The sequence below is a fragment of the Bacillus cereus group sp. BfR-BA-01360 genome (assembly GCF_022663595.1).
GTDB classification, from domain to species: Bacteria; Bacillota; Bacilli; order Bacillales; family Bacillaceae_G; genus Bacillus_A; species Bacillus_A cytotoxicus.
Genome location: NZ_JAKUFV010000003.1, coordinates 117,225 through 142,241 on the forward strand (window position 1 = coordinate 117,225; position 25,017 = coordinate 142,241).

Below are 25,017 nucleotides of genomic sequence, written 5' to 3' on the forward strand. Positions count from 1 at the left end.
GAAGGGGTGCAACACATGCAGTTAGAGAATAAAAAAGTTTTATTGTTAACGGACATTGCAGACGGAATAGAGCGTATGATACAACAAGTAATAAATGTTCAACCAGAAAATATGTTAACAATACAAAGCTATGGTTCCATAATTGTACATCCTTATGGAGATATAATGAGATCTATTATCATTGCTATTTATCAAGAAAATGTTGAAGAAATTTTTGTTGTAGGAATAAAAGATAAAGAGACTGCCCCAGTTAATATACAAAGCCAGCTTGATTCTATAAAAGATAACATGCAACTGGACTATCTTTTTCAACATTGCATGCCTGAATTTTCAGGTGGTACCTTTGACGATTGGCTAAATGGAAAAGGAAATGTTAGTGAAAATATCGAAAAGAGTATTGATATTATTCGTCATCATCCGCTCATACCGTCTGATATTAAAATTCATGGTTTCATGATTCATAAGATGGGGAAAAGAGCGGATGTTGTCAACGTTCTTACTAATAAAACAGTATAAAACGTTAATTTCTTGTACTGAAGTAAATTTATGAATCCTTTCAATAACTTGAAGAAAAATCGCTATATTTAGCGATTTTTCTCTGTAATATATTTGCGTTGTACTTGGAAAAGGCGTACAAGCAGGAAGCTAGCACCGAATGCAAGTCCAAGAATAAGACCAATCCAATACCCTTTTGCGGCCCAATCTGTATATGTTGCGAAGAAGTAACCAAGTGGAAGTCCAATCACCCAGTAGGCGATTAAAGTCATAATGAGTGCAACATTTACATCTTTATAACCGCGCAGCGCTCCTTGCACTGGTGTTGCAATTGCGTCAGAAAATTGGAATAAAATCGCGAATATAAGAAATTCTTTTGCCAAATGATGAACAGCTAAATCTGTTGTATAAATAGAAGCAATCGCATCATCAAAGAAATAAAGAAGGATGGAATAGAAAAGAGCAAAGGCAAGTGCGAAACCTATTCCAATCCATCCGTATTGTTTGGCGTTCCTATATCGTTTTGCTCCAACTTCAAATCCAACGGCAATTGTCATAGCCATAGATAGACTCAATGGCGTCATATATAATAATGAAGCAAAATTCATAGCTGCTTGATGTGCAGCTATCGTTGTGGTACTAAAGTTACTCATTAAAAGTGTTACAGCAGCGAAAATACTTGTTTCGAAAAAGATTGCAAAGCCAATTGGAACTCCGAGTTTTAGGAATTCTTTCCAACTTGAAAAAGAAACGCGGTATAGCTGTTTAAAGATACCGAAAGATGCGAACGGTTCCTTCGTACAAATGATCATAATCGTAATCAATAAAATGCACCAATATGTTGCAGTGGAAGCGATAGCTGCTCCGACACCACCGAATTTTGGAAAACCGAAATGTCCAAAAATAAGCACGTAATTTAAAACAACATTAATTGGTAAAGAAAGCAATGTAATAATCATCGTCGTTCGTGTTTTTCCCAGTGCATCAATGAACCCTCGTAATACAGTATAAACAAATAAAGGAATAATTCCGATTGCAATTATGCTTAGAAATTGAGCTGCAATACGTTCTACAGATTCTTCTAATTGCATGCCGCTTAAAATGGGAGAAACAGCGAAAAAACCAATTATAATAACAAGGATACTAACAAAAATTGCTAAATATACGGCTTGTATAATAATATGAGGAACATCTTCTTTTTTATTCGATCCTACGAGTTGAGCAACAATTGGGGTAGTAGCCATTAAAATGCCAGTTAATCCAGTACTAACGGGAATCCAAATGCTAGTCCCAATTGCCACACCTGCTAAATCAGTCGGACTTGCATGTCCTGACATTGTCGTATCAAAAAAACTCATTGCAAATAGTGACATTTGCGTGACGAAAATCGGAAGGAATAGTAATAAAAATTGCTTTATTTTTTGTGAGAATGAGAGCGCTTCGTTCATAAAATCCTCCTTGTCATATAAAATAAACTCTTATTATCATACAATTTAATTTAAGGATAGAAAAGAAATATGTGCATGGTAGCGAAGAAAAAATAAAAATAGATGCACTTTGAAAACGTATAGGGTATTATGATAAGGTGTGGAAATTTATAGATTTGAGAGTAAGGAGGCACAAGTTGTGGCTGATTGGTTAATTGGATTAATCATGGGTGCTGTTGAAGGATTGACAGAGTTTTTACCAGTATCATCAACGGGTCATATGATTTTAACAGGTCATTTACTTGGATTTGACGACGAGAGAGCAAAGGTTTTTGAAGTTGTTATCCAGTTGGGATCGATTTTAGCAGTTGTCGTTATATTTTGGAAGCGATTATGGTCGTTAGTGGGAATTGGAAAAGTGACAGAAGGACCATCATTAAATTTATTACATATTATTATCGGAATGATTCCCGCTGGGGTGCTTGGCGTATTGTTTCATAGTACCATTAAGGAAGTTTTATTCGGACCAGGTCCGGTTGTCATTAGTTTAATTGCAGGTGGTATTTTAATGATTGTGGCTGAGAAGTTTTCGAAGCCAAGTACAGCAAGAACATTGGATGAGATTACATACAAACAAGCATTTGCTATTGGGATGTTCCAATGTTTAGCGCTTTGGCCAGGATTCTCACGATCTGGATCAACAATAAGTGGTGGATTGATCGCTCGTGTGTCACATACAGCGGCAGCTGAATATACATTTATTTTAGCAGTACCGATGATGGTAGCTGCTAGCGGACTAGACTTAATAAAAAGCTGGGATGTATTAAGTGTAGCGGATTTACCGCTATTTGCGAGTGGATTTATTACAGCATTCATTGTTGCGATGCTTGCAATTGTTTCGTTTTTAAAATTATTAGCACGTGTAAAATTAACACCGTTTGCTTATTATCGCTTTATTTTAGCAGCGGTATTCTATTTCTTTCTTATGTAAAACAACTGCCGGAATGGCAGTTGTTTTATTTCGCGATTGTTTCAATCATAGTCTCCATCACATGTTCCCAAAGGAACGTATCATTAGCTAATGTTTCGCGGAATTTTGCATACATTTCTTTTTGTTTTTCTTCAAATGATGGATCTTCTTTTTCTGGCAATGTTTCTCGCATGGAAGAGATTAATTCTTGTATTTTTGGAGCACGTGGTCCCCATACGGCTTTTTCATTTCCTTCTTGATCAACGAAAATGAAAATTGGAATGGATCGCGCTGTGCCGTTTGTTAAATATTGATCCATTAATTCTAAATTTTCATCACGAATTAATAAGCGCATATCAATATTTGCCACTTCACAAATGCGTTTCATAACAGGTACACAAAGAAGGGCATCCCCACACCAATCAGCCGTTAAAACGATAACGCGCCATTTATCATTTTGACGTTCTTCTAAAACAGGGAGTAATTCGTTTGGAATTAAAAAGTTATTATAAATGTGTAATAACTTATCTTGATTTACTTTCATTTCGTTGACATATGTATCAAAGGACATACCTTTATCAGCCCATTGTTGTAAACTCATGATTCACACCTCTTTTGTTTAAGATGCTTTTATTGTACCAATTTTCGCTTTGAAAAGCTTGTATCATTACTTCCTAAAATGGAATGGATAGAACTGAATTTTTATAAGACAATAAGATGACAAAAGGTAAGATTTAAGGTAAAATTATTAATAATGTTTTTATTTAACTATATGAAATAAAAGGGGATGTAAATGGTGTCTTACAATCGTGAACAATTAATGGAAGACCTATCTACAAATGTCTTTGCTATGTTTCGTTCGTTGCGTAATGATATTGGCAAGATCTTTGGTGGTTACATACCGTGGAATGAGTTTGTTGTGCTTCGTATATTAAATCGTGCTAACAAAGAGATGGTTTCACGAGTGGCAAATGAATTGAATGTTTCGAATAGTCATATTACAGCTGTAACAGAGAAGTTAATTCATAAAGGTTTTGTAACACGTTCACGTTCTACATCAGATCGGCGTGTTGTATATTTAGAAATTACAGAGCAAGGAAAAGAATTAGTTGCTAAAATGGAATCGGCGAAAAGACAATATTTAAAAGAAAGATTCTCAGCTTTATCTGAAGAAGAAATGGAATGTATGATAGCTATTTCGAAAAAACTTATATAAGAACAAGTCCTTCTCAGCTTTGAGAAGGATTTTTTATTAAAAAAGTGCTATAAATAATGAAAAAATGCGTAGCTGCTATAGGTGGAAAATGAGTATGATTGGTTACGAAAAGCCATACTAAATATGATGGAAGAAAGGAGAGAGAAAAATGACGAATCGTAATGGTAGTCACGGTAGTAAAAATCAAGGTTCACCCAAATTAGGACAGTTTCAACAGGAATTTGGTGCAGAGTTTGAAGTTGGAAATGATAATAAAGGAAAAGAATACCGTTCTAAAAAAGGGAGTAAATCAAAAAAGGAGTGAGTCGATTCACTCCTTTTTCATTAGGATGCAGCAGAGTCATTTTCAATATATTTCTCTTCAGATTTTGAAACAATCATGGCACAGATTGCATCACCTGAAATATTAACAGCTGTTCTAGACATATCAAGAATACGATCCACCCCAATAATTAAGGCGATACCTTCTACCGGAAGATTAACTTGATTTAAAACCATCGTTAACATAACAAGACCGACACCAGGAACGCCGGCTGTTCCGATACTAGCTAGCACAGCAGTTAATACGACCATAGCTAATTGAGCAATTGTAAGTTCAACACCATATACTTGTGCAATAAATACGGTGGCTACCCCTTGCATAATAGCGGTCCCATCCATATTGATTGTGGCTCCGAGTGGTTGAACGAATGAACTAACAGGTTTCGAAACGCCAAGCTTTTCTTGGGCTGTTTTCATAGCAAATGGAAGAGAAGCATTAGAACTAGAGGTACTAAATCCAATTGCCATTACAGGTGCAAAATGTTTGATGAAGCGAACGATACTTTCTTTTGAAAATATTTTTAATAACCCGCCATATATAAAAATGCCATGTATGACAAGTGCTAGCATAACAACAATCATATACTTGAACATTGCAGCGACGCCTGCAAGCCCCATCTGTCCAACAGAAGAAGCGAGCAATCCAAATGTTCCAATTGGAGCGAGTTTCATAATGAGGTTTACAAGATACATCATTAATTCGTTACCCTGTTCAAGTAATGAGTGGATTCCTTGAACTCGTTTTCCAATAATTGCAAGTCCGAGTCCGATTAATACCGCAAAAGCAATAATTTGAAGCATATTTCCATCACTCATTGCTTTCGCTGGGTTATCTGGGACGATATTGAGGAGTGTATCAACAATAGATGTTTCCGCTTTGTCACCTTTATAAGAAAGCCCTTCTGTTTTAAATGTACCGCCTTGTCCTGGTTGAATAAAGAGTGCGAGTGTAACAGCAAGTGAAATAGCAATGGCTGTTGTTGTTAAAAAGAAAGAAATGGCTTTGATTCCGATTCTACCAAGTTGTTTCGGATCGCCAAGACCTGCGGCACCAAGAGCAATCGAAATAAATACAACTGGAACGACAAGCATTTTAATAAGCCGGATGAAAAGTTGTCCGATTGGATGAAAGACATATTGATTTAAAGGTGTAAAAATGGATGGAGCATATAAATTTAGAGCGAGACCGATGATAAGACCGAAAAATAGAGCGATTAAGATAGCTTTTGTTTGTTTCAATAAAATCCCTCCTTATTTTTGAAAATATGTTCTAATTTAATTGTACCGAAAAATGATATTATTTGACAATATTTTCTGAAAACTTTCCGATTGAAAAATGAATATTTTGTTTGTCTTTCAGTGATGTAAGTGAAAATGGATCATTAGCGAGAAGTAAAGCAAATAGGAAGGAGGAGAGTTATTCGTAACATCCTTCACTTTATGAGAAAGAAAAAAAGACCACCTGTCAAAATAAGGTGGTCATGGAAGGGGACAATTTATGTCAATTTTAATTAGGGATAGAAAGCTGTTTGAGACATTGGGGAATGTCTCGTTATTAGGGAGGAACAGCTTTGATAGTTATAATATAAAAGAGAGATGTGACTTCAATGTGAACTTGAAGTGAAAGGTATGGGGATTTTAAAAAAATAAACAGAATCCATTCGTTAGCGCTTATGAAGATAAGAGTTGAAATCTATAAAAAAAAGGATTATGCTCAACTATATTATAAGAGTATAAGAATTTGTTTTCATAATGAAATTCTACCTTATAGCATGAAAGATAGAAGCATTTTATTGAGGAGTTTGTGATATGAAAGCAGAAAAAAAGCAAGGGGTTTATAATCGTTCTATCAGATTAAGTCCACCACAAATTTTAGCAACAGGCTTTTTTTGTTTAATTGTCGTCGGAGGTATATTATTAAAGTTACCATTTGCGACAAAGGAATCGATTAGTTGGGTTGATGCTTTTTTTACAGCAACTTCTGCAGCGACTGTAACTGGTTTAGGAGTTGTAGATACCGCAAGTACTTTTACTATGTTTGGTCAAATTGTCATCATGTTTTTAATTCAAACGGGTGGTCTTGGATTAATGACAATTGCGATTTTAATTGTATGGGTACTCGGTAAAAAAATTGGTTTACGTCATCGTTTACTCATTGGAGAAGCTTTTAATCAGACAAATATTGGTGGTCTTGTGAAATTAGTGAAACGCGTTTTTATTTTTTCTATTTGTATAGAAGGAATTGGAATTATTTTTCTATCTATTCGATTTATCCCGGAATTCGGGTTTAGTAAAGGAATGTATTACAGTATTTTTCATGTGATTGCAGCTTATAATAATGCAGGATTTGCACTATGGCCAGATAATTTAATGAGATATGTAGGAGATCCGATTATTAATATCGGTATTTGCTCTTTAATTGTTATAGGTGGTTTAGGATTTACAGTATTAATTGATATGTGGTATAGCCGTAGTTTTCAGAAACTATCACTTCATTCGAAAATTATGATTGTAGGAACGATTGCTCTGAATGTAATTGGTATGATTGCGATTTTTATATTAGAGTATAATAATGTGAAAACATTAGGCCCATTATCTGTAAATGAAAAATTATGGGCGTCCTTCTTCCAAGGAATTACACCTCGTACCGCAGGATTTAATACAGTTGATTATGGCGGGATGGAAGAGTCATCCATATTATTTACGATGATTTTAATGTTTATAGGTGCAGGTAGTGTTTCGACAGGTGGAGGGATTAAATTAACAACATTTGTTATTTTAATTACATCTGTTATTTCCTTTTTTAGAAAAAAGGAAGACATTGTGTTATTTCAACGTACGATTAAAATGGCGACAGTAACGAGAGCTTTAGCGATTGTAGTTGCTAGTCAAATTCTCATTTTTGTGGCAGTATTTTTATTAATGCTTACAGAAAAATTTAGTTTCATTCAATTATTATTTGAAACGATTTCAGCATTTGGAACAGTTGGCTTAACAATGGGGATTACTGCGAAATTATCTGCAGTTGGAAAATGTATCATCATGTTCGTTATGTTTTGTGGATTAATCGGACCGTTAACCTTAGTATTTTCTTTAGCGCGACCTGCAAAACAAAAAATTCGCTATCCATCAGAAGATGTTTTCACAGGATAAGGTATCTCGCTTGGCGAGATACCTTTTTTAGTTAAAAGAGTGAAAACAATAAGCCGATAATTGCAGCGCGGAATAATAAAGAAACAAGTACAGCAATACCGCCAACAATAGCAGCGATACCACCAGTAACAGTAGCACCACGATTATAAGCATAAATACCGAGTAAAATGGAGACAAGCCCAAATAGTGTTGGGAATGTGAAAAGTGATAAGACTGCAAGAGCAAGAGCGATGAAACCTGCCGTTGATCCTGCTGTTTTTGATTTTACATCATCTCTATCGTCTCGATCATAAGTGACACGCTTAGGGGCAACCTCTGCCGCATATTCTTCTTTATAATCATTTTCAATTCTATGATGATCATCAAATTTATCAGCCAAGATAATAGCTCCTTTCCTAGCAAGGTTCTTTAGTAGTATGTATAGATTTTTCTTTTTTATCCTGCTATTTGTCACTTTTTAAAATTTGTAGGTAGAGTTGTTATGCTGCGTGAAATTTCATTTTGATGAGAGGGAAAAGAGGTATGGATAGCAATTGGATTCGATTGTAAAACCTGGTATGAGTTTCTTTATTTTGGAGAGTATAAAAAAGAATGATAAGGAAAGGTTGGTTGAAATGATGGAACATCCAATTGAAAATTTAATGAAAACAGCAATGACAAATTTAAAAGAAATGGTAGATGTAAATACGATTGTAGGGAGTCCTGTTTCGACAGCAGATGGACATGTAGTGTTAACGGTTTCGAAAGTTGCTTTTGGTTTTGGAGCAGGTGGAAGCGATTTTAAAGGAGAAGTATCTCGCCGCGAACAACAACATACGCATGCAGGACAGGGATCACAAAAAGAAATGAAACAAGAATATCCGTTTGGAGGAGGAAGTGGAGCTGGAGTCTCCATCAATCCTGTTGCTTTTTTAGTAGTAGGATCGAGTGGTGTGCAAGTATTGCATTTACAGAGTGGGACACATTTAATTGAGAAGGCGCTGAATACAGTTCCGAGCACTGTGGATAAGCTTGTAAATGGACGCTAGACAGTACTTTGCATTTTTTAGGAATTATGATATATTAGGAAAAGTGTGTTTGAAATGACAAATATAATTGAAATGTAAATATATATGATATATGAAATAAGGGAGAGGTAGTTATGATTAATATTAAGAATTTTGCTGTTGGCTTATGCATGCTAGTAAGCGGATTTGTTATTTACGTTGTAAAAGAAAAAGCGCCATTTTAAAACAGGTAGATGACACTGCCTGTTTTTTGTTTCTGTAAAAATGTTGACGAATTTGTTGTTATATGTTAGAATTTTAATTCGTGTCTCGGTTACAGCTAGTATAGCTTAACTATTACTTATCCATACAAAATGAAAAGTTTGTGAAAGATCGGGTGATTTTACCAACAACTTTTGTGAACAGACCCTAAACTTTGTATGTATAGGTGATACGCATGCTAGTGTATCAAGGAGCGGTCAGAGGAACCGTATTGATGAGAGAGAGGTAGGGCTTTCATCCAGTATATGTTACTTTCCCGTTAGGTGAATATAAAAAAGAGAAGTCTCCTGCATGTAAGGAGACTTCTCTTTTTCATTCGGATACATATAGTAGATATAATATCTTTTATACTCTACTTTCAACTTGTTGACAAATTTCATCTGTCGTTAAACCGCTTGCCTTAATGACAGATCCTTTTGTCGATACATCGCTAATTCCCATTACATTCGAATCTTGGCCAGTAATGACACAACAATCGCATTCCTTTGCATCACTTTCAGATTGTAGAGAAATGACTTCATGTCCTTTTTGTTGCAACGCTTGTTGAACATCTGTTAACGAACTTTCAACACCGATTTTTGCCATACCTATCACCTCCTACCATTTACTAATATGCTCAAATTCTCGCCAGATATTTATATATTTGAGAAAAAGATGGTAGGAAGTTATAAAGTGAAAGTTTTATCAATAGAGTTTTTTCCTTCGCTAATGAAAAGCTTTCACTGATCGGTTGTCACTACAATAGTGGGATACATACAAGGAAATATATCGCTAGATTAGTCGTTATATACACCAGTTAACATTTGACTTACAAATTGATCATTTAAGTGCTCTTGAATAGAATTGTTATTGGTTTGGAAATCGATGGAAGCGGTAAAGTGATTATGTTTCGTTTCATTCGGCTCTACTTCCACATAATCATTGAATTTACAAAATCCTTTTGTATCCATTAAATCAAATAATTGTAGCATCTTTACGACCTCTTCTCTTGTTCCTTTAATTTGTACATAAGCCATCTTGATTTCCTCCTTCGCTTGATAAATTATTTTTTAAACATAGGATTATGACAACGACATAAAAAATATGATGGTTATTTTCGCATCGAGATTTTTTGCTTGATTTCCTCCTTTCTCCTCAAAAATTATACATAAATGCCAAATATATAAAATCAATGTCCGTTTATTGAATACAATAGATTCGCAGCATTTGCCAAAAATCCTTCTTGTGAAAAAATATTTTTTGGATAAAAAATGACGAAAAAAATTTTTAGCTCTTTTGTAAACGTTAACAATGTTGATAAATCAATATGTTTTAAGAAGTTCATTTGTTTTAAGATTGTAAATTTTCTAAAAAATAACCTTGATTTATTTAAAAAGGAGAGTAAACTAGGAAGCAATAAAAAATCAATAGAAGATAGGAGGCGCATTTAAGTGGATGAACAATTGGTTCTTGGAAAATGGATTCGCATATCAAAAAGCGTTTGCTACAAGAGTTTCGTCAATAGTTGCAGAAGATAGAGAGGGAATGTATGAGGAGAATAAAGCGGTTTAATCATTCTCATGAGACGATAAAGCGTTGATGGGGAGGAGTAGTTGATAATGAAGCCTTACAGAGAGTCGGTGGTTGCTGGAAACCGATGGTTCATGTCGACGAACATCGCCCTTGAGTGCTAAGCTGAAGCATTTGCCTAGGTTTAGACGGTAGCTCCGTTACTAGCTAGACTCATTTTTAAAGAGTCACTGAGGCAAGAAATATTCTTGCAAAGAAGGGTGGTACCACGAAATCTTTCGTCCCTTCAGCACATAGCTGAAGTGTGGACGTAGGATTTTTTTATTTGAGAAAAAAGGAGGGATACAATCGGTGGCTTCAAAAACAGAAGAAAAAATGGTAACTGGTGCAGAGCTATTGTTAGAAGCGCTAGAGAAGGAAGCGGTTGAGGTGATTTTTGGATATCCAGGCGGTGCGGTTTTACCACTATATGATGCATTGTATGATTGTAAGATTCCTCATATTTTAACAAGACATGAACAAGGTGCGATACATGCAGCAGAAGGATATGCCCGAATTACCGGGAATCCAGGTGTTGTCATTGCAACAAGTGGACCAGGAGCAACAAACGTAATCACTGGGCTCGCCGATGCAATGATTGATTCATTGCCGCTCGTTGTTTTTACAGGGCAAGTGGCTACAACTTTAATTGGAAGTGACGCATTCCAAGAAGCGGATATTATGGGACTTACCATGCCGGTAACAAAGCATAATTATCAAGTCCGAAAAGCTTCGGATTTACCCAGGATTATTAAAGAAGCATTTCATATTGCAAAAACAGGGCGACCGGGACCAGTTGTGATTGATCTCCCTAAAAATATGGTGATGGAGGAAGGGGAGCGATGCAGTAATGTGCAAATGGATTTACCCGGGTATCAGCCGAATTATGAACCGAACGTATTACAAATTACCAAATTATCACAAGCGATTGCTACGGCTAAAAAACCGCTTATTTTAGCTGGTGCTGGTGTGCTACATGCAAAGGCTTCAAAAGAATTGACAAAATTTGCTCGCATGTACCGTCTACCAGTCGTTCATACGCTTCTTGGATTAGGAGGATTCCCATCAGATGATGAATTGTTTTTAGGAATGGGAGGGATGCATGGGTCCTATACAGCGAACATGGCAATGTATGAATGTGATTTGCTTATCAATATTGGTGCAAGATTTGACGATCGGCTTACAGGGAATTTAGCATATTTTGCGAAAAAGGCCACTGTTGCACATATTGATATCGATCCTGCAGAGATTGGTAAAAATGTCCCAACGGCTATCCCGATTGTTGCAAGTGCGAAGCGAGCTTTAGAAGCACTATTAGAACGTAAAGAGCGAAAAGAGAATCATGAAGAGTGGCTTACGCTTTTAAAAAAGAGAAAAGAACAATATCCGTTTTTTTATAAACAAGATGCAGAAAAAATGAAACCGCAAGCAGCAATTGATATGTTGTATGAAATTACAAAGGGGACAGCGATTATTACGACGGATGTTGGTCAGCATCAAATGTGGGCTGCTCAATATTACCCACTTAAAGAGCCGAATAAATGGGTAACATCAGGAGGACTTGGAACGATGGGATTTGGGCTTCCAGCAGCAATTGGTGCACAAATTGCTAAGCCAACTGAATTAGTGGTTGCGATTGTCGGTGATGCTGGTTTTCAAATGACATTGCAAGAATTAAGTGTTTTAAAAGAACATTCTTTACCCGTTAAAGTGTTAATTTTAAATAATGAGGCGTTAGGAATGGTAAGACAGTGGCAAGATGAGTTTTATCAGCAAAGATATTCTCATTCGCTCCTTTCTTGTCAGCCGGATTTTGTGACATTAGCACAAGCTTATGGCATAAAAGGCATAAGAATTCAAGATCCACTGCGAGCGAAAGAAGAATTACAAGCGGCAATGACATTAGATGAACCTGTCGTAATTGATTGCCGAGTGTTGCAGTCTGAAAAAGTAATGCCGATGGTTGCTCCAGGAAAAGGAGTCCATCAAATGGAGGGGGTGAAAAGGAAATGAAAAGAATCGTGACTGCAACTGTACGAAATCAAAGTGGTGTATTAAACCGGATTACAGGAGTGATGACACGAAGGCACTTTAATATTGAGAGTATTTCCGTAGGACATACGGAATCATCAGATGTTTCACGGATGACATTTGTTGTCCATGTGGAAAATAGGCAACAAGTTGAACAGCTTATTAAACAGCTCCATAAACAAATTGATGTACTGAAAGTCACCGATATAACGGAAGAAGCGATTATTGCAAGAGAACTTGTTCTCATTAAAGTAGCGACAACAAGTGTATCAAGGTCTGAACTATACAGTTTAATTGAACCGTTCCGATCTACTGTAATAGATGTTGGAAAGGATTCCATAGTCGTGCAAGTAACAGGGACACAGGAAAAGGTAGAAGCTTTAATTGAATTGCTTCGTCCGTATGGGGTGAAAGAAATTGCAAGAACAGGTGTGACAGCTTTTACAAGAAGTATGAAAAAACAAGAGAAACAAGTAATGTTAATTCATTAATTATTTCAATATAGGGGGAGAAGAAAATGGCAAAAGTTTATTATGAAAAGGATGTAATGGTAAATGTATTAAAGGGAAAGAAAGTAGCAATTGTAGGATATGGATCGCAAGGGCACGCTCATGCACAAAACTTACGTGATAACAACTTTGATGTAGTAGTTGGTCTTCGGAAAGGAAAGTCGTGGGAAAAGGCAAAAGAGGATGGTTTTTCCGTTTACTCTGTAGCCGAAGCGGCAGCGATGGCTGATGTAGTGATGGTTCTTCTACCAGATGAATTACAGCCAGAAGTATATCAGGCGGAAATTGAGTCAAACTTACAATCTGGAAATGCACTTGTATTTGCTCATGGTTTTAATGTTCATTTTAATCAAGTAACACCGCCGGAAGATGTAGATGTATTCCTAGTAGCACCGAAAGGACCAGGCCATTTAGTGCGCCGCACCTTTACTGAAGGAGGAGCTGTACCAGCGTTGTTTGCTGTATATCAAGACGCAACTGGAACAGCAACAGAAAAAGCATTATCCTATGCCGATGGAATTGGAGCTACAAGAGCTGGTGTGTTAGAAACGACATTTAAAGAAGAAACAGAAACGGATTTATTTGGAGAACAAGCTGTACTTTGTGGAGGAGTGACTGCACTTGTAAAAGCAGGATTTGAAACATTAATAGATGCTGGTTATCAGCCTGAACTTGCCTATTTTGAATGTTTACATGAATTAAAGCTCATTGTTGATCTTATGTATGAAGGTGGACTTGAAAATATGAGATATTCTGTTTCTGATACAGCGCAGTGGGGAGACTTTGTATCTGGTCCGCGTGTCGTAACAGAACATACGAAAAAAGCAATGGGCGACGTGTTAAAGGAAATTCAAGATGGTACATTCGCAAAAGGATGGATTGCAGAGCATCAAGCAGGAAGGCCGCACTTTCATGCGATAAACGCAAAGGAAAATGAGCATCAAATTGAAGTAGTTGGACGGCAGTTACGTGAGATGATGCCGTTTGTAAAACCGAAAGTAAAGATGGGGGTTAAATAATATGAAACAGATTTTGTTCATGGATACGACGCTTCGTGATGGGGAACAATCACCTGGAGTCAATTTAAATGAACAAGAAAAATTACAAATTGCTCGGCAGCTAGAAAAGTTAGGAATCGATGTGATGGAAGCGGGATTTGCCGCGGCATCTGAAGGAGACTTTCAATCTGTTAAACGGATTGCAGAAAGCATTCAAAATGCTTCGGTCATGAGTTTAGCAAGGGCAAAAGAAAGCGATATTCGCAAAGCGTATGAAGCGGTAAAACGAGCTGTTTCTCCTAGACTGCATGTATTTTTAGCAACGAGTGATATTCATATGAAATATAAGCTCTGCATGTCAAAAGAAGACGTATTAGACAGTATTCACCGTTCTGTTATATTAGGAAAATCTTTGTTTCCTACTGTACAGTTTTCAGCGGAAGATGCAACGAGAACAGCGCAACCTTTTTTAGCTGAAGCTGTTGAAGTTGCTATTCGTGCAGGAGCAGATGTCATTAATATTCCAGATACAGTTGGATATACACACCCAGAAGAATATTATTCTCTCTTTCAATATTTACAAGAATCAGTGCCTTCCTATGAAAAAGCAATTTTCTCTTGTCATTGTCATGATGACCTTGGCATGGCGGTAGCCAATTCGTTAGCGGCAATTGAAGGCGGGGCACTGCAGGTAGAAGGTACGATAAATGGGATTGGGGAGAGAGCAGGGAATGCAGCTTTAGAAGAAGTAGCTGTCGCTTTGCATATTCGAAAAGATCACTATAAAACGCAGTCTTCTATAATATTGAAAGAAATAAAAGCAACGAGTACATTAGTAAGTCGTTTAACCGGGATGATGATACCTAAAAATAAAGCAATAGTGGGAGCAAATGCGTTTGCCCATGAATCAGGCATTCATCAAGATGGCGTTTTAAAAGAAGTGACAACGTATGAAATTATTGCACCAGAATTAATTGGTGAATCACAGAATCTATTTGTTCTTGGAAAACATTCTGGACGCCATGCCTTTACGGAAAGAATGAAAGAACTCGGGTATGAGCTTACACAAAAAGAACGAGATGCTGCTTTTGAAGCCTTCAAAGCATTAGCAGATCGTAAAAAGGAAATTACGGATGAAGATTTACGGGCACTTATGCTTGGAGAAGCTGCACTTTTAACACAGCAGTACAATATTAAGCAGTTGCAAGTACATTTTGTGTCCAATCATATTCAATGTGCAACGGTTGTTTTACAAGATGGGAAAGGTAATAAATATGAGGATGCTGCAACTGGAGCAGGTAGTATCGAAGCCATTTATCATGCAATTCAAAGAATTTTAGAGATGGAATGTAAGTTAGTTGATTATCGTATTCAATCGATTACGCAAGGTCAGGACGCACTGGCTCATGTTCATGTGGAATTAAAAGAAGGGCCTCATCAAGTTTCAGGGTTTGGTGTTGCGCAAGACGTATTAGAAGCATCAGCTAGAGCATACGTTCATGCTGCTGGAAAATTAAAAGCACTGTTAACGCTCGTTAAGTAACAATCAAATAAGTAAGAGAACACCTTTACTTATTTGATTCAGAAAAATCAGATAAAAAGGGGTGCTTATCATTTGGAAAAACGCATTGTTTGTTTAGCTGGAGACGGTGTTGGACCAGAGATTATGGAAAGTGCGAAAGACATATTGCATATGATTGAACGACTGTATGGTCATCAGTTTTATTTACAAGAAGAGGAATTTGGGGGAGCTGCAATCGATTTATTTGGGCAACCATTACCTCAAAGAACATTGGCTGCATGTTTAGCAAGCGATGCGGTCTTACTTGGAGCAGTTGGTGGACAAAGATGGGACAATGTGAAAGAAAGGCCAGAAAAGGGATTACTTGCTCTTCGAAAAGGGCTTGGTGTATTTGCGAATGTTCGTCCGGTAACAGTAGAGGCGGAGATTGCACATTTGTCTCCATTAAAGACGGCGACAGAGATTGATTTTGTTGTTGTTCGTGAATTAACAGGCGGGATTTATTTTTCGTTTCCAAAAGAAAGGACCGAGGAAGTAGCAACTGATACATTGACATATCATCGCCGTGAGATTGAACGCATTGTATCCTATGCTTTTCAGCTCGCAAGTAAACGGCGCCAAAAAGTTACTTCTATTGATAAAGCGAATGTACTTGAATCTAGTAAATTGTGGAGAACAATTACCGAAGAAGTTTCTCTTCGGTATCCAGAGATAGAGCTGGAACATATGTTGGTTGATGCAGCAGCAATGGAATTCATTCGGAATCCAGCAAGGTTTGATGTGATTGTCACTGAGAATTTATTCGGCGATATTTTAAGCGATGAAGCGTCTGTTTTAGCAGGATCGCTCGGGATGCTTCCATCAGCAAGTCATGCGGAGAATGGCCCATCGCTTTATGAACCAATTCATGGCTCAGCGCCAGATATTGCAGGAAAAAATAAAGCGAATCCAATTGCGATGATGCGTTCCGTTAAGATGATGCTTGAGCAGTCATTTGGGCTCATAAAGGAAGGAAGGGCAATTGAAGAGGCAATTACAGCAGTACTTCGATCAAAGAAATATACAGCTGATCTTGGCGGAGAAGAAACGACAACTTCATTTACACAAGCTGTCCTTCAAGAAATGGAAGAACAAGCGCTAGTTGGGAGAGGGCGATAATGGGAAAGAGACTACTAGATAAACTATGGGAAAAGCATATTGTAGCAACAAATGAAAATGGACTGGATCTATTATATATTGATCTTCATCTTGTGCATGAAGTTACTTCACCGCAAGCCTTTGAAGGCTTGCGGCTTGCAAATCGTACAGTGCGGAGACCAGATTTAACATTTGCGACGATGGATCATAATATTCCGACAAAAGACGTTTGGAATATTACAGATCATATTGCTAAGCAACAACTAGATACATTGCGTGCAAATTGCAAACAATTTCATATATCGTTAGCCGATATTGGAGATGAAGCACAAGGAATTGTTCATGTTATTGGGCCAGAACTTGGTCTTACGGTGCCAGGAAAGACAATTGTATGCGGTGATAGCCATACAGCAACGCATGGAGCATTTAGTGCACTAGCTTTTGGAATCGGTACAAGTGAAGTTGAACATGTATTAGCGACGCAAACGCTATGGCAACGGAAACCGAAGGCGATGGGAATTGAACTAAAAGGTACATTGCCGAAAGGGGTATATGCAAAAGATATCATTTTACATATTCTTGCCACATATGGAGTAGCAGTTGGTACTGGATATGTGATGGAGTTTTATGGAGAAACAATTAGGAGTATGGAAATGGAAGAACGGATGACACTTTGTAATATGGCGATTGAAGGCGGAGCAAAAGCAGGGATAATTGCGCCAGATGAAAAAACATTTGCTTACGTAAAGGGTCGGAAATACGCACCGAAGGACTTTGAGCGTGCCGTAGAAAAGTGGAGTGAACTGTATACAGATTCAGATGCGGTGTATGATATGCACATTTCAATTGATGTATCAAAGTTAGCGCCTTATGTAACGTGGGGAACAAATCCGAGTATGGGGATTCGTATCGATGAACAGTTACCAGCAATAAGCGATCAAAATGAAGAAAGAGCGTTTGCTTATATGGGACTGAAACCGAAGCAAAGTGCATATGACATCCCGATTAAACATGTCTTTATTGGTTCTTGTACAAATTCAAGGCTGTCGGATTTAGAGATTGCAGCTGCGATTGTAAAAGGGAAGAAAGTAAAAGACGGCGTAAGAGCACTTGTTGTACCAGGATCACAAAAAGTAAGACAATTAGCGATGGAAAAGGGACTACATCATATATTTGAGGAAGCTGGATTTGAATGGCGGGAGCCAGGCTGTTCCATGTGTCTTGGGATGAACCCAGATCAAGTACCAGCAGGAGAACATTGTGCTTCTACTTCAAACCGCAACTTTGAAGGGAGACAAGGAAAAGGTGCAAGAACACACCTTGTAAGTCCTGCAATGGCTGCGGCGGCAGCATTATATGGTCATTTCGTCGATGTGAGAAAGGAGAGTTATGATGGAGCCATTTCGTACTCATAAAGGTACTGTCGCTGTACTTATGAACGACAATATTGATACCGATCAAATTATTCCGAAACAATATTTAAAGAGGATCGAGCGAACTGGGTTTGGAAAATTTTTATTTGATGAATGGCGGTATGAAGAGGATAGAAAAGAAAATCCACATTTTCCGCTCAATGACCCTGAACGAAAAGGAGCAAGTATTCTCATTACAGGAGAAAATTTTGGTTGTGGATCATCGAGAGAACATGCACCATGGGCCCTTGCTGATTATGGATTTCGCGTTATTATTGCTGGAGGATTTGCAGATATTTTCTACATGAATTGTATGAAAAATGGAATGTTACCGATTGTAATGGACAAAGAGACGCGAGAAAAATTGGCAGCAATTGAGGCGAGGACTATAGTAGAAGTTGATTTGGAAAATGAGGTAATCATGACAACGCAGCATCAATTTCATTTTTCTATTGAAAAAATGTGGAGAGAAAAATTGTTAAAAGGTTTAGATGAGATTGAGATTACGATGCAATATGAAGAGTATATTCAAGAATATGAGGAAAAGGTAGTACATTAAACAATGTCAAAAAATATAAAGTTATAATTGTATTTACTTTCTGAATAGTTTGTTATATAATGTGTGAAAATAAGCGGAGGAAAGGAGTAAGGATTATGTTTGCAATGAAGTGTATAAATATGCTTACAAAACTACACCATCATCCATAAAACCCTTGCTCCTAGCGTGAAAAACGTGTAGGTACAAGGGTTATTCCTGTTGTACCTACACTCTATAAAAAGAGCCTTGTAGGTATTTTTTCTACAAAGGCTCTTTTTCTTTTGTTTGTGATTGTTATGGTGAGCATATACATAAAAAGAAAAGGGGGAGTTTACATGACGAAGTGGAGACGTACAAATCCAAATGGAACGAGAGATTATTTATTTGAAGAATGCACATTAATTGAAGAAACAGAACAAAAGTTAAGACGAATGTTTTTAGAAAGAGGATATGACGAAGTTCGAACACCTACAATTGAATTTTATGATGTATTTTCTGTTCAAAACCGTCCGATTGATGAGGAGAAAATGTATAAATTTTTTGATGAGCAGGGGCGTATTATTGTGTTACGACCAGATATGACCATTCCGTTAGCAAGAGTAATTGGAATGCAGGGCGGAGATTCTCCAATGAAAGTCACGTATAGTGGAAACATATTTCGAGCACATAAATCACTCTCTGGTAAATATAATGAAATGATTCAAACTGGAATTGAAATTATTGGGATTGATAATGTACGAGCTGAAATTGAATGTGTTGTTAGTGCAATTCAAGCGCTGAAAGCGGTGGGGGTACATTCTTTTACAATTGAACTCGGGCAGGTTCATCTCTATAAATGTATCGTGAAAAAGCTGTCATTTCATGAAGAAGATGAAAGAGTACTGCGCACATATATTGAAAGTAAAAATTACGTAGCACTCTCGCGTTTTATCAAAGAGAAAAATTTAGATCGCAGTGATGAAACAGTGCAGTTACTTGAAAGATTACCAAGGTTATTTGGTAAGCTTGAAGTACTTGAGGAAGCGGAAAAACTTGCTTCTAATAAGGAAATGAAAGATGCAATTGCACGTGTAAAAGCAATTTATGAAATGATTAAAAAATTAGGATATGAATCCTATATATCAATCGATTTAGGAATGATTCAACATTTACACTATTATACAGGTGTTATTTTTAAAGGATATGTATGTGAAGTGGGAGAAGAAATTGTTAGTGGCGGAAGGTATGATGACTTAATTGAACATTTTGGTGAATCGATGTCAGCAGTTGGCCTCGCTATGCAAGTTAATCAAATTGTGAAAATTTTGCAGGAACAACAAGAATCTGTAAAGCAAAAACAATTAGATATGATGATCCATTATACTTTGGGGCAATTAGCAGAAGCAGAAAAACTATGGTATTTACTAAAAAAAGATGGTTGGAAAGTGGAAGTTTCTTTATTTGAAAGTTTACAAGATACTTTTCACTTTGCTAGAAAGAAGAGCATTCAAACAGTTATTGAAGTGACAGACACATCACTAGTGGAATATGCTTGGAAAGATAAATGGCTTAGGAAGAAGGAGGGAGAAACTACATGCGTAACGTTCAAATTGCATTAACAAAAGGAAGGCTTGAAAAGCATGTTATACCACTATTTGAACAAATCGGTATGGATTGTTCAGAGATGATGGATAAGGGAAGGAAGCTTACTTTCAAAAGTAACAATTCAAATGTTTCATTTATTTTAGTGAAGGCGGTTGATGTTGCAACCTATGTAGAACATGGAGTTGCAGATATAGGGATTGTAGGAAAAGATATTTTAATGGAGTATGAGAAAGATGTATATGAAATGATAGATTTACAGGTCGGATGTTGCAAATTGTGTATTGCATCTATTCCTGCATATGACCCGAAAAAGTATAGAAAAAAGAGAATTGCGACGAAATACCCGTCTATTACTTCAAGATATTTTTGTGATAAAGGCGAAGATGTAGAGATCATTAAAATTGAAGGCTCTGTAGAAATTGCTCCGCTTCTTGGTTTAGTAGATGCAATTGTAGATATTGTAGAAACAGGGAAAACGTTGCAAGAAAATGGCTTAATTGTATTGGAAGAGATGTATCCAATATCAGCGCGAATGATTGTAAATAAAGCTGCTTTAAAAATGAAAAAAGACGAAATATTCAACATTATAAATAAAATAGAGTGTATCGTTTCTAAAAAATAAAGGAGGGGTCATATGATTTGTAAGAACTTTATAGAAGGATTATCGAAAATAAAGTTGTTAAGAGAGCACACCTATATAATGGAAGAAACGATGCAAATACGTGTGAAGGAAATCGTTCAAAAAGTAAGAGAGAAAAGAGATACAGCACTATTTTCATATACAAAATTATTTGATGATATCCAATTAACACAGTTTCGTGTATCAAAAGAAGAAATAGAGAATGCACAGAAATCTGTTTCATCTGAATTTATAGAGGCTTTACAAGAGGCAAAGAAAAATATCATATCCTATCATGAAAAGCAAAAAAGGCAATCGATATGTGATTATGAAGCGAAGGGAATTATTCAGGGTCAACTCATCAGACCATTAGAAATAGTCGGTGTATATGTACCAGGCGGAACAGCTTCATATCCTTCCTCGGTACTTATGAATACATTGCCGGCTAAAATTGCAGGTGTTCAAAAGGTTGTTATGGTAACACCACCAGGGAGAAAGGGAGTAGACCCCTACATTTTAGTTGCCGCACAAATTGCAGGTGTAGATGAAATCTATACGGTGGGCGGTGCGCAAGCAATTGCTGCTTTAGCATATGGAACGGAATCGATTCCAAAAGTTGATAAAATAGTTGGACCAGGAAATATATATGTGGCTTTAGCAAAGAAAGAGGTATACGGAATAGTCGATATTGATATGATTGCCGGCCCTTCCGAAATTGTAGTAATTGCTGATGAAACGGGGAAAGCATCGTTTATTGCAGCGGATTTATTATCTCAAGCAGAGCATGATACGAGAGCAACTGCGATTTGTATTACAACAAGCGTAATATTAGCGTCAGAAATAGAAAGAGAGGTAAAAGTGCAACTGCCAATGTTGCCAAGAAGTGAAATTGCTCGTGAAGCGATAGAGAGAAATGGAGCAATCCTTGTTGTTTCTTCGTTGACAGAAGCTTTTCAACTGTCAAATGAAATAGCCCCAGAACATTTAGAGTTACATATAAAAGAACCGATGAATGCTTTACCATATATTCGGCATGCGGGTTCTATTTTTCTTGGCCCCTATGCCCCAGAGCCGCTTGGAGATTATTTCGCAGGACCGAATCATGTGTTGCCAACGAGTGGAACAGCACGCTTTTTTTCACCGTTATCAGTAGATGATTTTATTAAAAAATCTAGTTTTATTTCTTATACGAAAGCGGCATTAAAAGATGTACAGCATCATATTATCAGTCTTGCTAATAAAGAAGGATTGCATGCACATACAAGAGCTATTCAAATTCGATTTGAGGAGGAGAAATGATGCGCCGGGCAAGCCAAGAGAGACGAACAACAGAAACGAAAATTAAACTGCATTTACAGTTGGATGAAAGTGAAAATATTTCTATTCGAACTGGTGTTGGATTTTTTGATCATATGTTAACGTTGTTTGCAAAACATGGAAGATTTGGACTGCAAATTGAAGCAGTAGGCGATATGTTTGTTGATGCACATCACACTGTGGAAGATGTTGGTATTGTACTTGGGAATTGCTTGAGAGAAGTTTTGCAAAATAAAGAGGGAATGAACCGTTATGGTGCAGCATATGTGCCGATGGATGAGGCATTAGGGTTTGTTGCAATTGATATAAGCGGTAGGTCTTATCTTGTATTTCAAGGAGAACTAGTAAATCCAAAGTTAGGAGATTTTGATACAGAACTTACAGAGGAATTTTTCCGAGCAGTTGCCCACGCAGCTCATATAACATTACATGCACGCATTTTATATGGAAACAATACACATCACAAAATAGAAGCTTTATTTAAAGCATTTGGACGTGCGCTTCGAGAAGCTGTAGATAAAAATGAAAGGATTGTCGGAATCAATTCTACGAAAGGAATGTTGTGATTGATTGCAATTATAGACTATGGCATGGGAAATATTCGGAGTATAGAACAAGCATTAACATCTATTGGAGTGGAACATCTTGTGACGAATCGTCAACGAGAAATTGTAAAAAGCGATGGTGTTATTTTACCGGGTGTAGGTGCGTTTCCGAAAGCAATGGAAGCTTTAGAGGCAAAAAAACTAGTAACTGTATTACAAGAATGCGGAAAGACAGGAAAACCGCTTCTTGGCATTTGTTTAGGAATGCAGTTACTGTTTGAAAAGAGTGAAGAAATGAAAAGTTCCAATGGTCTAGGTTTGTTACCAGGGGTAGTTCGTAAGCTACAAGTTCCGTATAAAATTCCGCATATGGGATGGAATCGGTTAACAAAAACGAAAGAAATGCCAATTTGGAATAGAGTAGCAGATGGTTCGTTTGTGTATTATGTTCATTCTTATTATGCTGAATGTCCAAATGATATGATTTGTGGTACGAGTGAATATGGAATTTCTGTTCCAGGGCTTGTTGCAAAAGGAAATATATTTGGAGCGCAATTTCATCCTGAAAAGAGTGGGGAAATCGGAATACAAATGCTTACAAATTTCAAAGGAGTGGTGAAACAATGGAAATCCTCCCAGCTATCGATTTAAAAGAAGGACGATGTGTTCGGCTTTATCAAGGAGAGTTCAACAAAGAAACAGTTGTGAATGAACATCCAGTTGCACAAGCGATGATATTTGAAAAAATGGGAGCGAACAGGCTACATATTGTTGACTTAGATGGTGCAGTCTTGGGAAAATCAGCAAACTTATCTACCATTGAAGATATATGTAAAGCTGTTCGGATTTCGGTGCAAGCTGGCGGGGGGATTCGATCGCTTTCAGCTGTTGAAATGTTGCTATCAATAGGGGTAGAAAAAGTGATTTTAGGAACAGCTGCTTTGCATAATCGCTCATTTTTAGAAGAAGTAATTCGTCTATATGGAGAGAAGATTATTGTTGGAATTGATGCCAAAAATGGCTATGTGGCGACAAGAGGGTGGCTTGATATGTCGGAAATTTCTTACATTGAACTCGCGAAACAAATGGAAGCAGTAGGCGTACAAACAATTATTTTTACTGATATTTCGAAAGATGGAACGCTTATGGGCCCCAATTTTGCGCAACTGCAATTGTTACAAGAAGAAGTATCGCTTCGTATTATCGCTTCAGGCGGCATTTCTTCATTGCAAGATGTAGAACAATTACAGGCAATGAATATGTACGGTATGATTATTGGAAAAGCGCTGTACGAAAAAACAATGGATCTACAAGAAGTATTGCGGGTGACAAAGTCATGTTAGCAAAGCGAATTATTCCCTGCTTAGATGTGAAAGCGGGCCGCGTTGTGAAGGGAGTCAATTTTATCGGATTACAAGATATAGGAGACCCTGTTGAAATAGCTGCTTTGTATAATCAAGCGGGTGCAGATGAAATTGTTTTTTTAGATATTACAGCCACATATGAAGAGAGAAAAACAATTGTGGATGTTGTTGAAAAAACAGCTTCGAAAGTGTTTATTCCATTAACAGTTGGAGGCGGTATTTCTACAGTTAAAGATATATATACATTGTTAAGAGCAGGTGCTGATAAAGTTTCACTGAATTCAGCCGCTGTGAAAAATCCATTATTCATTCAAGAAGGAGCAGAGCACTTTGGTTCCCAATGTATTGTCGTCGCAATTGATGCAAGAAAAGTAGAAGAAGACAAATGGCACGTATATGTAAACGGTGGAAGAACGGATACAGGAATTGATGCGGTTCATTGGGCGAAACAAGTGGCTGAACTTGGGGCAGGGGAAATTTTATTAACAAGCATGGATGCCGATGGAACGAAAGATGGGTATAATCTTCGTTTAACAGACATCATTTCTGCAAATGTCTCCATACCTGTTATTGCTTCAGGTGGATGTGGAAGTGCTAATCATATTGTTGAAGTATTTGCGCATACATCTGTAAATGCAGCGCTAGCAGCATCCATTTTTCATTATGGAGAATGCACAGTACAGGAAGTAAAACAAAAATTACAATATGCAGGTATTGAGGTGAGAATATGAGACCTAATTTTTCTAAAGGGTTATTACCTGCTATTGTTATAAATGAGGAGACAAAAGAAGTTTTAATGCTAGCTTATATGAATGAAGAGGCATATGAAAAGACGTTAAAAACAAAAAAAACATGGTTTTATTCCCGTTCGCGGCAAACACTTTGGAATAAAGGAGCAACATCGGGCCATGTACAACATGTGAAATCACTTTATTTAGATTGTGATCAAGATGCTATTGTGATAACAGTGAATCAAGTAGGAGTGGCCTGCCATACAGGTGAAAAAACATGTTTTCATCATAAAATAATCTAGGGAGATTTGA

28 protein-coding genes and 1 other annotated feature are annotated in these 25,017 nt (G+C 37.1%); of the genes, 22 read left to right on the plus strand and 6 right to left on the minus strand.

Annotation, left to right across the window (positions count from 1 at the left end; translation table 11 throughout):
* Positions 1-15: 15 nt before the first annotated feature.
* The gene (locus MR056_RS04215) at positions 16-516 is read left to right on the plus strand and encodes a carbonic anhydrase (protein ID WP_011984187.1); all 501 of its coding nucleotides are present in this window, start codon (positions 16-18) and stop codon (positions 514-516) included.
* Positions 517-584: 68 nt separating this feature from the next.
* Here MR056_RS04215 and MR056_RS04220 read toward each other — a convergent pair whose 3' ends face one another.
* Complete coding sequence (locus MR056_RS04220) at positions 585-1,943, minus strand: MATE family efflux transporter (protein WP_011984188.1); 1,359 nt, start codon at positions 1,941-1,943, stop codon at positions 585-587.
* A 178-nt stretch (positions 1,944-2,121) separates the two neighbouring features.
* Here MR056_RS04220 and uppP point away from each other — a divergent pair, with 178 nt between their 5' ends.
* Positions 2,122-2,913 (plus strand): bacitracin resistance undecaprenyl-diphosphatase, encoded by a 792-nt coding sequence (gene uppP / locus MR056_RS04225; protein WP_011984189.1) that lies wholly within the window; start codon positions 2,122-2,124, stop codon positions 2,911-2,913.
* A gap of 25 nt (positions 2,914-2,938) precedes the next feature.
* Here uppP and MR056_RS04230 read toward each other — a convergent pair whose 3' ends face one another.
* Positions 2,939-3,493, minus strand: a complete 555-nt coding sequence (locus tag MR056_RS04230) for a thioredoxin family protein (protein WP_210351521.1) — start codon at positions 3,491-3,493, stop codon at positions 2,939-2,941.
* Between the two features lie 195 nt (positions 3,494-3,688).
* Here MR056_RS04230 and MR056_RS04235 point away from each other — a divergent pair, with 195 nt between their 5' ends.
* Both MR056_RS04235 and MR056_RS04240 read left to right on the plus strand, forming a co-directional pair.
* A complete protein-coding gene (locus tag MR056_RS04235; RefSeq protein ID WP_041810288.1) occupies positions 3,689-4,108 on the plus strand; it encodes a MarR family winged helix-turn-helix transcriptional regulator in 420 nt (139 codons plus the stop codon).
* A 148-nt stretch (positions 4,109-4,256) separates the two neighbouring features.
* Positions 4,257-4,412, plus strand: coding sequence for a hypothetical protein (locus MR056_RS04240; protein ID WP_011984192.1), 156 nt, complete (start codon positions 4,257-4,259; stop codon positions 4,410-4,412).
* A gap of 20 nt (positions 4,413-4,432) precedes the next feature.
* On the opposite strand, the gene MR056_RS04245 is transcribed toward MR056_RS04240, so the two are convergent.
* Positions 4,433-5,668 (minus strand): dicarboxylate/amino acid:cation symporter, encoded by a 1,236-nt coding sequence (locus MR056_RS04245; RefSeq protein ID WP_087098172.1) that lies wholly within the window; start codon positions 5,666-5,668, stop codon positions 4,433-4,435.
* 570 nt (positions 5,669-6,238) lie between these two features.
* On the opposite strand from MR056_RS04245, the gene MR056_RS04250 reads away from it, so the two are divergent.
* Positions 6,239-7,582 (plus strand): TrkH family potassium uptake protein, encoded by a 1,344-nt coding sequence (locus MR056_RS04250; protein WP_011984194.1) that lies wholly within the window; start codon positions 6,239-6,241, stop codon positions 7,580-7,582.
* Between the two features lie 31 nt (positions 7,583-7,613).
* Here MR056_RS04250 and MR056_RS04255 read toward each other — a convergent pair whose 3' ends face one another.
* Complete coding sequence (locus MR056_RS04255) at positions 7,614-7,961, minus strand: acyl-[ACP]--phospholipid O-acyltransferase (protein WP_011984195.1); 348 nt, start codon at positions 7,959-7,961, stop codon at positions 7,614-7,616.
* Between the two features lie 178 nt (positions 7,962-8,139).
* Between MR056_RS04255 and ytfJ the strand changes: the two genes are divergently transcribed.
* The gene (gene ytfJ / locus MR056_RS04260) at positions 8,140-8,610 is read left to right on the plus strand and encodes a GerW family sporulation protein (protein ID WP_041810290.1); all 471 of its coding nucleotides are present in this window, start codon (positions 8,140-8,142) and stop codon (positions 8,608-8,610) included.
* 113 nt (positions 8,611-8,723) lie between these two features.
* Complete coding sequence (locus tag MR056_RS04265) at positions 8,724-8,813, plus strand: hypothetical protein (RefSeq protein WP_041809560.1); 90 nt, start codon at positions 8,724-8,726, stop codon at positions 8,811-8,813.
* A 382-nt stretch (positions 8,814-9,195) separates the two neighbouring features.
* Here the strand turns inward: MR056_RS04265 and MR056_RS04270 are convergent, their stop codons facing one another.
* Positions 9,196-9,435, minus strand: a complete 240-nt coding sequence (locus tag MR056_RS04270) for a YkuS family protein (RefSeq protein ID WP_011984197.1) — start codon at positions 9,433-9,435, stop codon at positions 9,196-9,198.
* A 191-nt stretch (positions 9,436-9,626) separates the two neighbouring features.
* Positions 9,627-9,866, minus strand: a complete 240-nt coding sequence (locus MR056_RS04275; RefSeq protein WP_011984198.1) for a DUF3911 family protein — start codon at positions 9,864-9,866, stop codon at positions 9,627-9,629.
* A gap of 550 nt (positions 9,867-10,416) precedes the next feature.
* Positions 10,417-10,648: a binding site (T-box leader), on the plus strand.
* A 62-nt stretch (positions 10,649-10,710) separates the two neighbouring features.
* Here MR056_RS04275 and ilvB point away from each other — a divergent pair.
* The 15 genes from ilvB (at position 10,711) to hisI (ending at position 25,007) form a co-directional block, all read left to right on the plus strand.
* Positions 10,711-12,411: an acetolactate synthase large subunit gene (gene ilvB / locus MR056_RS04280; RefSeq protein ID WP_087098174.1), complete on the plus strand. Its 1,701-nt coding sequence runs from the start codon at positions 10,711-10,713 to the stop codon at positions 12,409-12,411.
* Positions 12,408-12,920: an acetolactate synthase small subunit gene (ilvN, locus tag MR056_RS04285; protein WP_011984200.1), complete on the plus strand. Its 513-nt coding sequence runs from the start codon at positions 12,408-12,410 to the stop codon at positions 12,918-12,920. Before ilvB ends, ilvN begins: the two co-directional genes overlap by 4 nt.
* Before the next feature lie 26 nt (positions 12,921-12,946).
* Entirely contained in the window at positions 12,947-13,957 is a 1,011-nt protein-coding gene (gene ilvC, locus MR056_RS04290; RefSeq protein ID WP_087098176.1) for a ketol-acid reductoisomerase, read from the plus strand.
* 1 nt (position 13,958) lies between these two features.
* A complete protein-coding gene (locus MR056_RS04295) occupies positions 13,959-15,479 on the plus strand; it encodes a 2-isopropylmalate synthase (protein WP_011984202.1) in 1,521 nt (506 codons plus the stop codon).
* A gap of 72 nt (positions 15,480-15,551) precedes the next feature.
* Entirely contained in the window at positions 15,552-16,616 is a 1,065-nt protein-coding gene (leuB, locus tag MR056_RS04300) for a 3-isopropylmalate dehydrogenase (RefSeq protein WP_011984203.1), read from the plus strand.
* Entirely contained in the window at positions 16,616-18,010 is a 1,395-nt protein-coding gene (leuC, locus tag MR056_RS04305; protein WP_011984204.1) for a 3-isopropylmalate dehydratase large subunit, read from the plus strand. The genes leuB and leuC overlap by 1 nt, the downstream gene beginning before the upstream one ends.
* Positions 17,988-18,566 (plus strand): 3-isopropylmalate dehydratase small subunit, encoded by a 579-nt coding sequence (gene leuD, locus MR056_RS04310; protein ID WP_041809563.1) that lies wholly within the window; start codon positions 17,988-17,990, stop codon positions 18,564-18,566. The genes leuC and leuD overlap by 23 nt, the downstream gene beginning before the upstream one ends.
* Positions 18,567-18,880: 314 nt before the next feature.
* Entirely contained in the window at positions 18,881-20,143 is a 1,263-nt protein-coding gene (gene hisZ, locus MR056_RS04315; protein ID WP_087098178.1) for an ATP phosphoribosyltransferase regulatory subunit, read from the plus strand.
* Positions 20,119-20,751 (plus strand): ATP phosphoribosyltransferase, encoded by a 633-nt coding sequence (hisG, locus tag MR056_RS04320; protein ID WP_011984206.1) that lies wholly within the window; start codon positions 20,119-20,121, stop codon positions 20,749-20,751. Before hisZ ends, hisG begins: the two co-directional genes overlap by 25 nt.
* Positions 20,752-20,763: 12 nt before the next feature.
* On the plus strand, positions 20,764-22,047 hold the full coding sequence (gene hisD, locus MR056_RS04325; RefSeq protein ID WP_087098180.1) for a histidinol dehydrogenase: 1,284 nt from the start codon (positions 20,764-20,766) through the stop codon (positions 22,045-22,047).
* Positions 22,047-22,631 carry an imidazoleglycerol-phosphate dehydratase HisB gene (gene hisB / locus MR056_RS04330; RefSeq protein WP_087098182.1) on the plus strand — a complete coding sequence of 195 codons (585 nt, stop codon included), beginning with the start codon at positions 22,047-22,049 and terminating at the stop codon, positions 22,629-22,631. The genes hisD and hisB overlap by 1 nt, the downstream gene beginning before the upstream one ends.
* Entirely contained in the window at positions 22,632-23,261 is a 630-nt protein-coding gene (hisH, locus tag MR056_RS04335; RefSeq protein ID WP_087098184.1) for an imidazole glycerol phosphate synthase subunit HisH, read from the plus strand.
* Positions 23,234-23,953, plus strand: coding sequence for a 1-(5-phosphoribosyl)-5-[(5-phosphoribosylamino)methylideneamino]imidazole-4-carboxamide isomerase (gene hisA / locus MR056_RS04340; RefSeq protein ID WP_210351523.1), 720 nt, complete (start codon positions 23,234-23,236; stop codon positions 23,951-23,953). The genes hisH and hisA overlap by 28 nt, the downstream gene beginning before the upstream one ends.
* Positions 23,947-24,705, plus strand: coding sequence for an imidazole glycerol phosphate synthase subunit HisF (hisF, locus tag MR056_RS04345; RefSeq protein WP_011984211.1), 759 nt, complete (start codon positions 23,947-23,949; stop codon positions 24,703-24,705). Before hisA ends, hisF begins: the two co-directional genes overlap by 7 nt.
* Entirely contained in the window at positions 24,702-25,007 is a 306-nt protein-coding gene (gene hisI / locus MR056_RS04350; RefSeq protein ID WP_011984212.1) for a phosphoribosyl-AMP cyclohydrolase, read from the plus strand. Before hisF ends, hisI begins: the two co-directional genes overlap by 4 nt.
* The last annotated feature ends 10 nt before the right edge of the window (positions 25,008-25,017 follow it).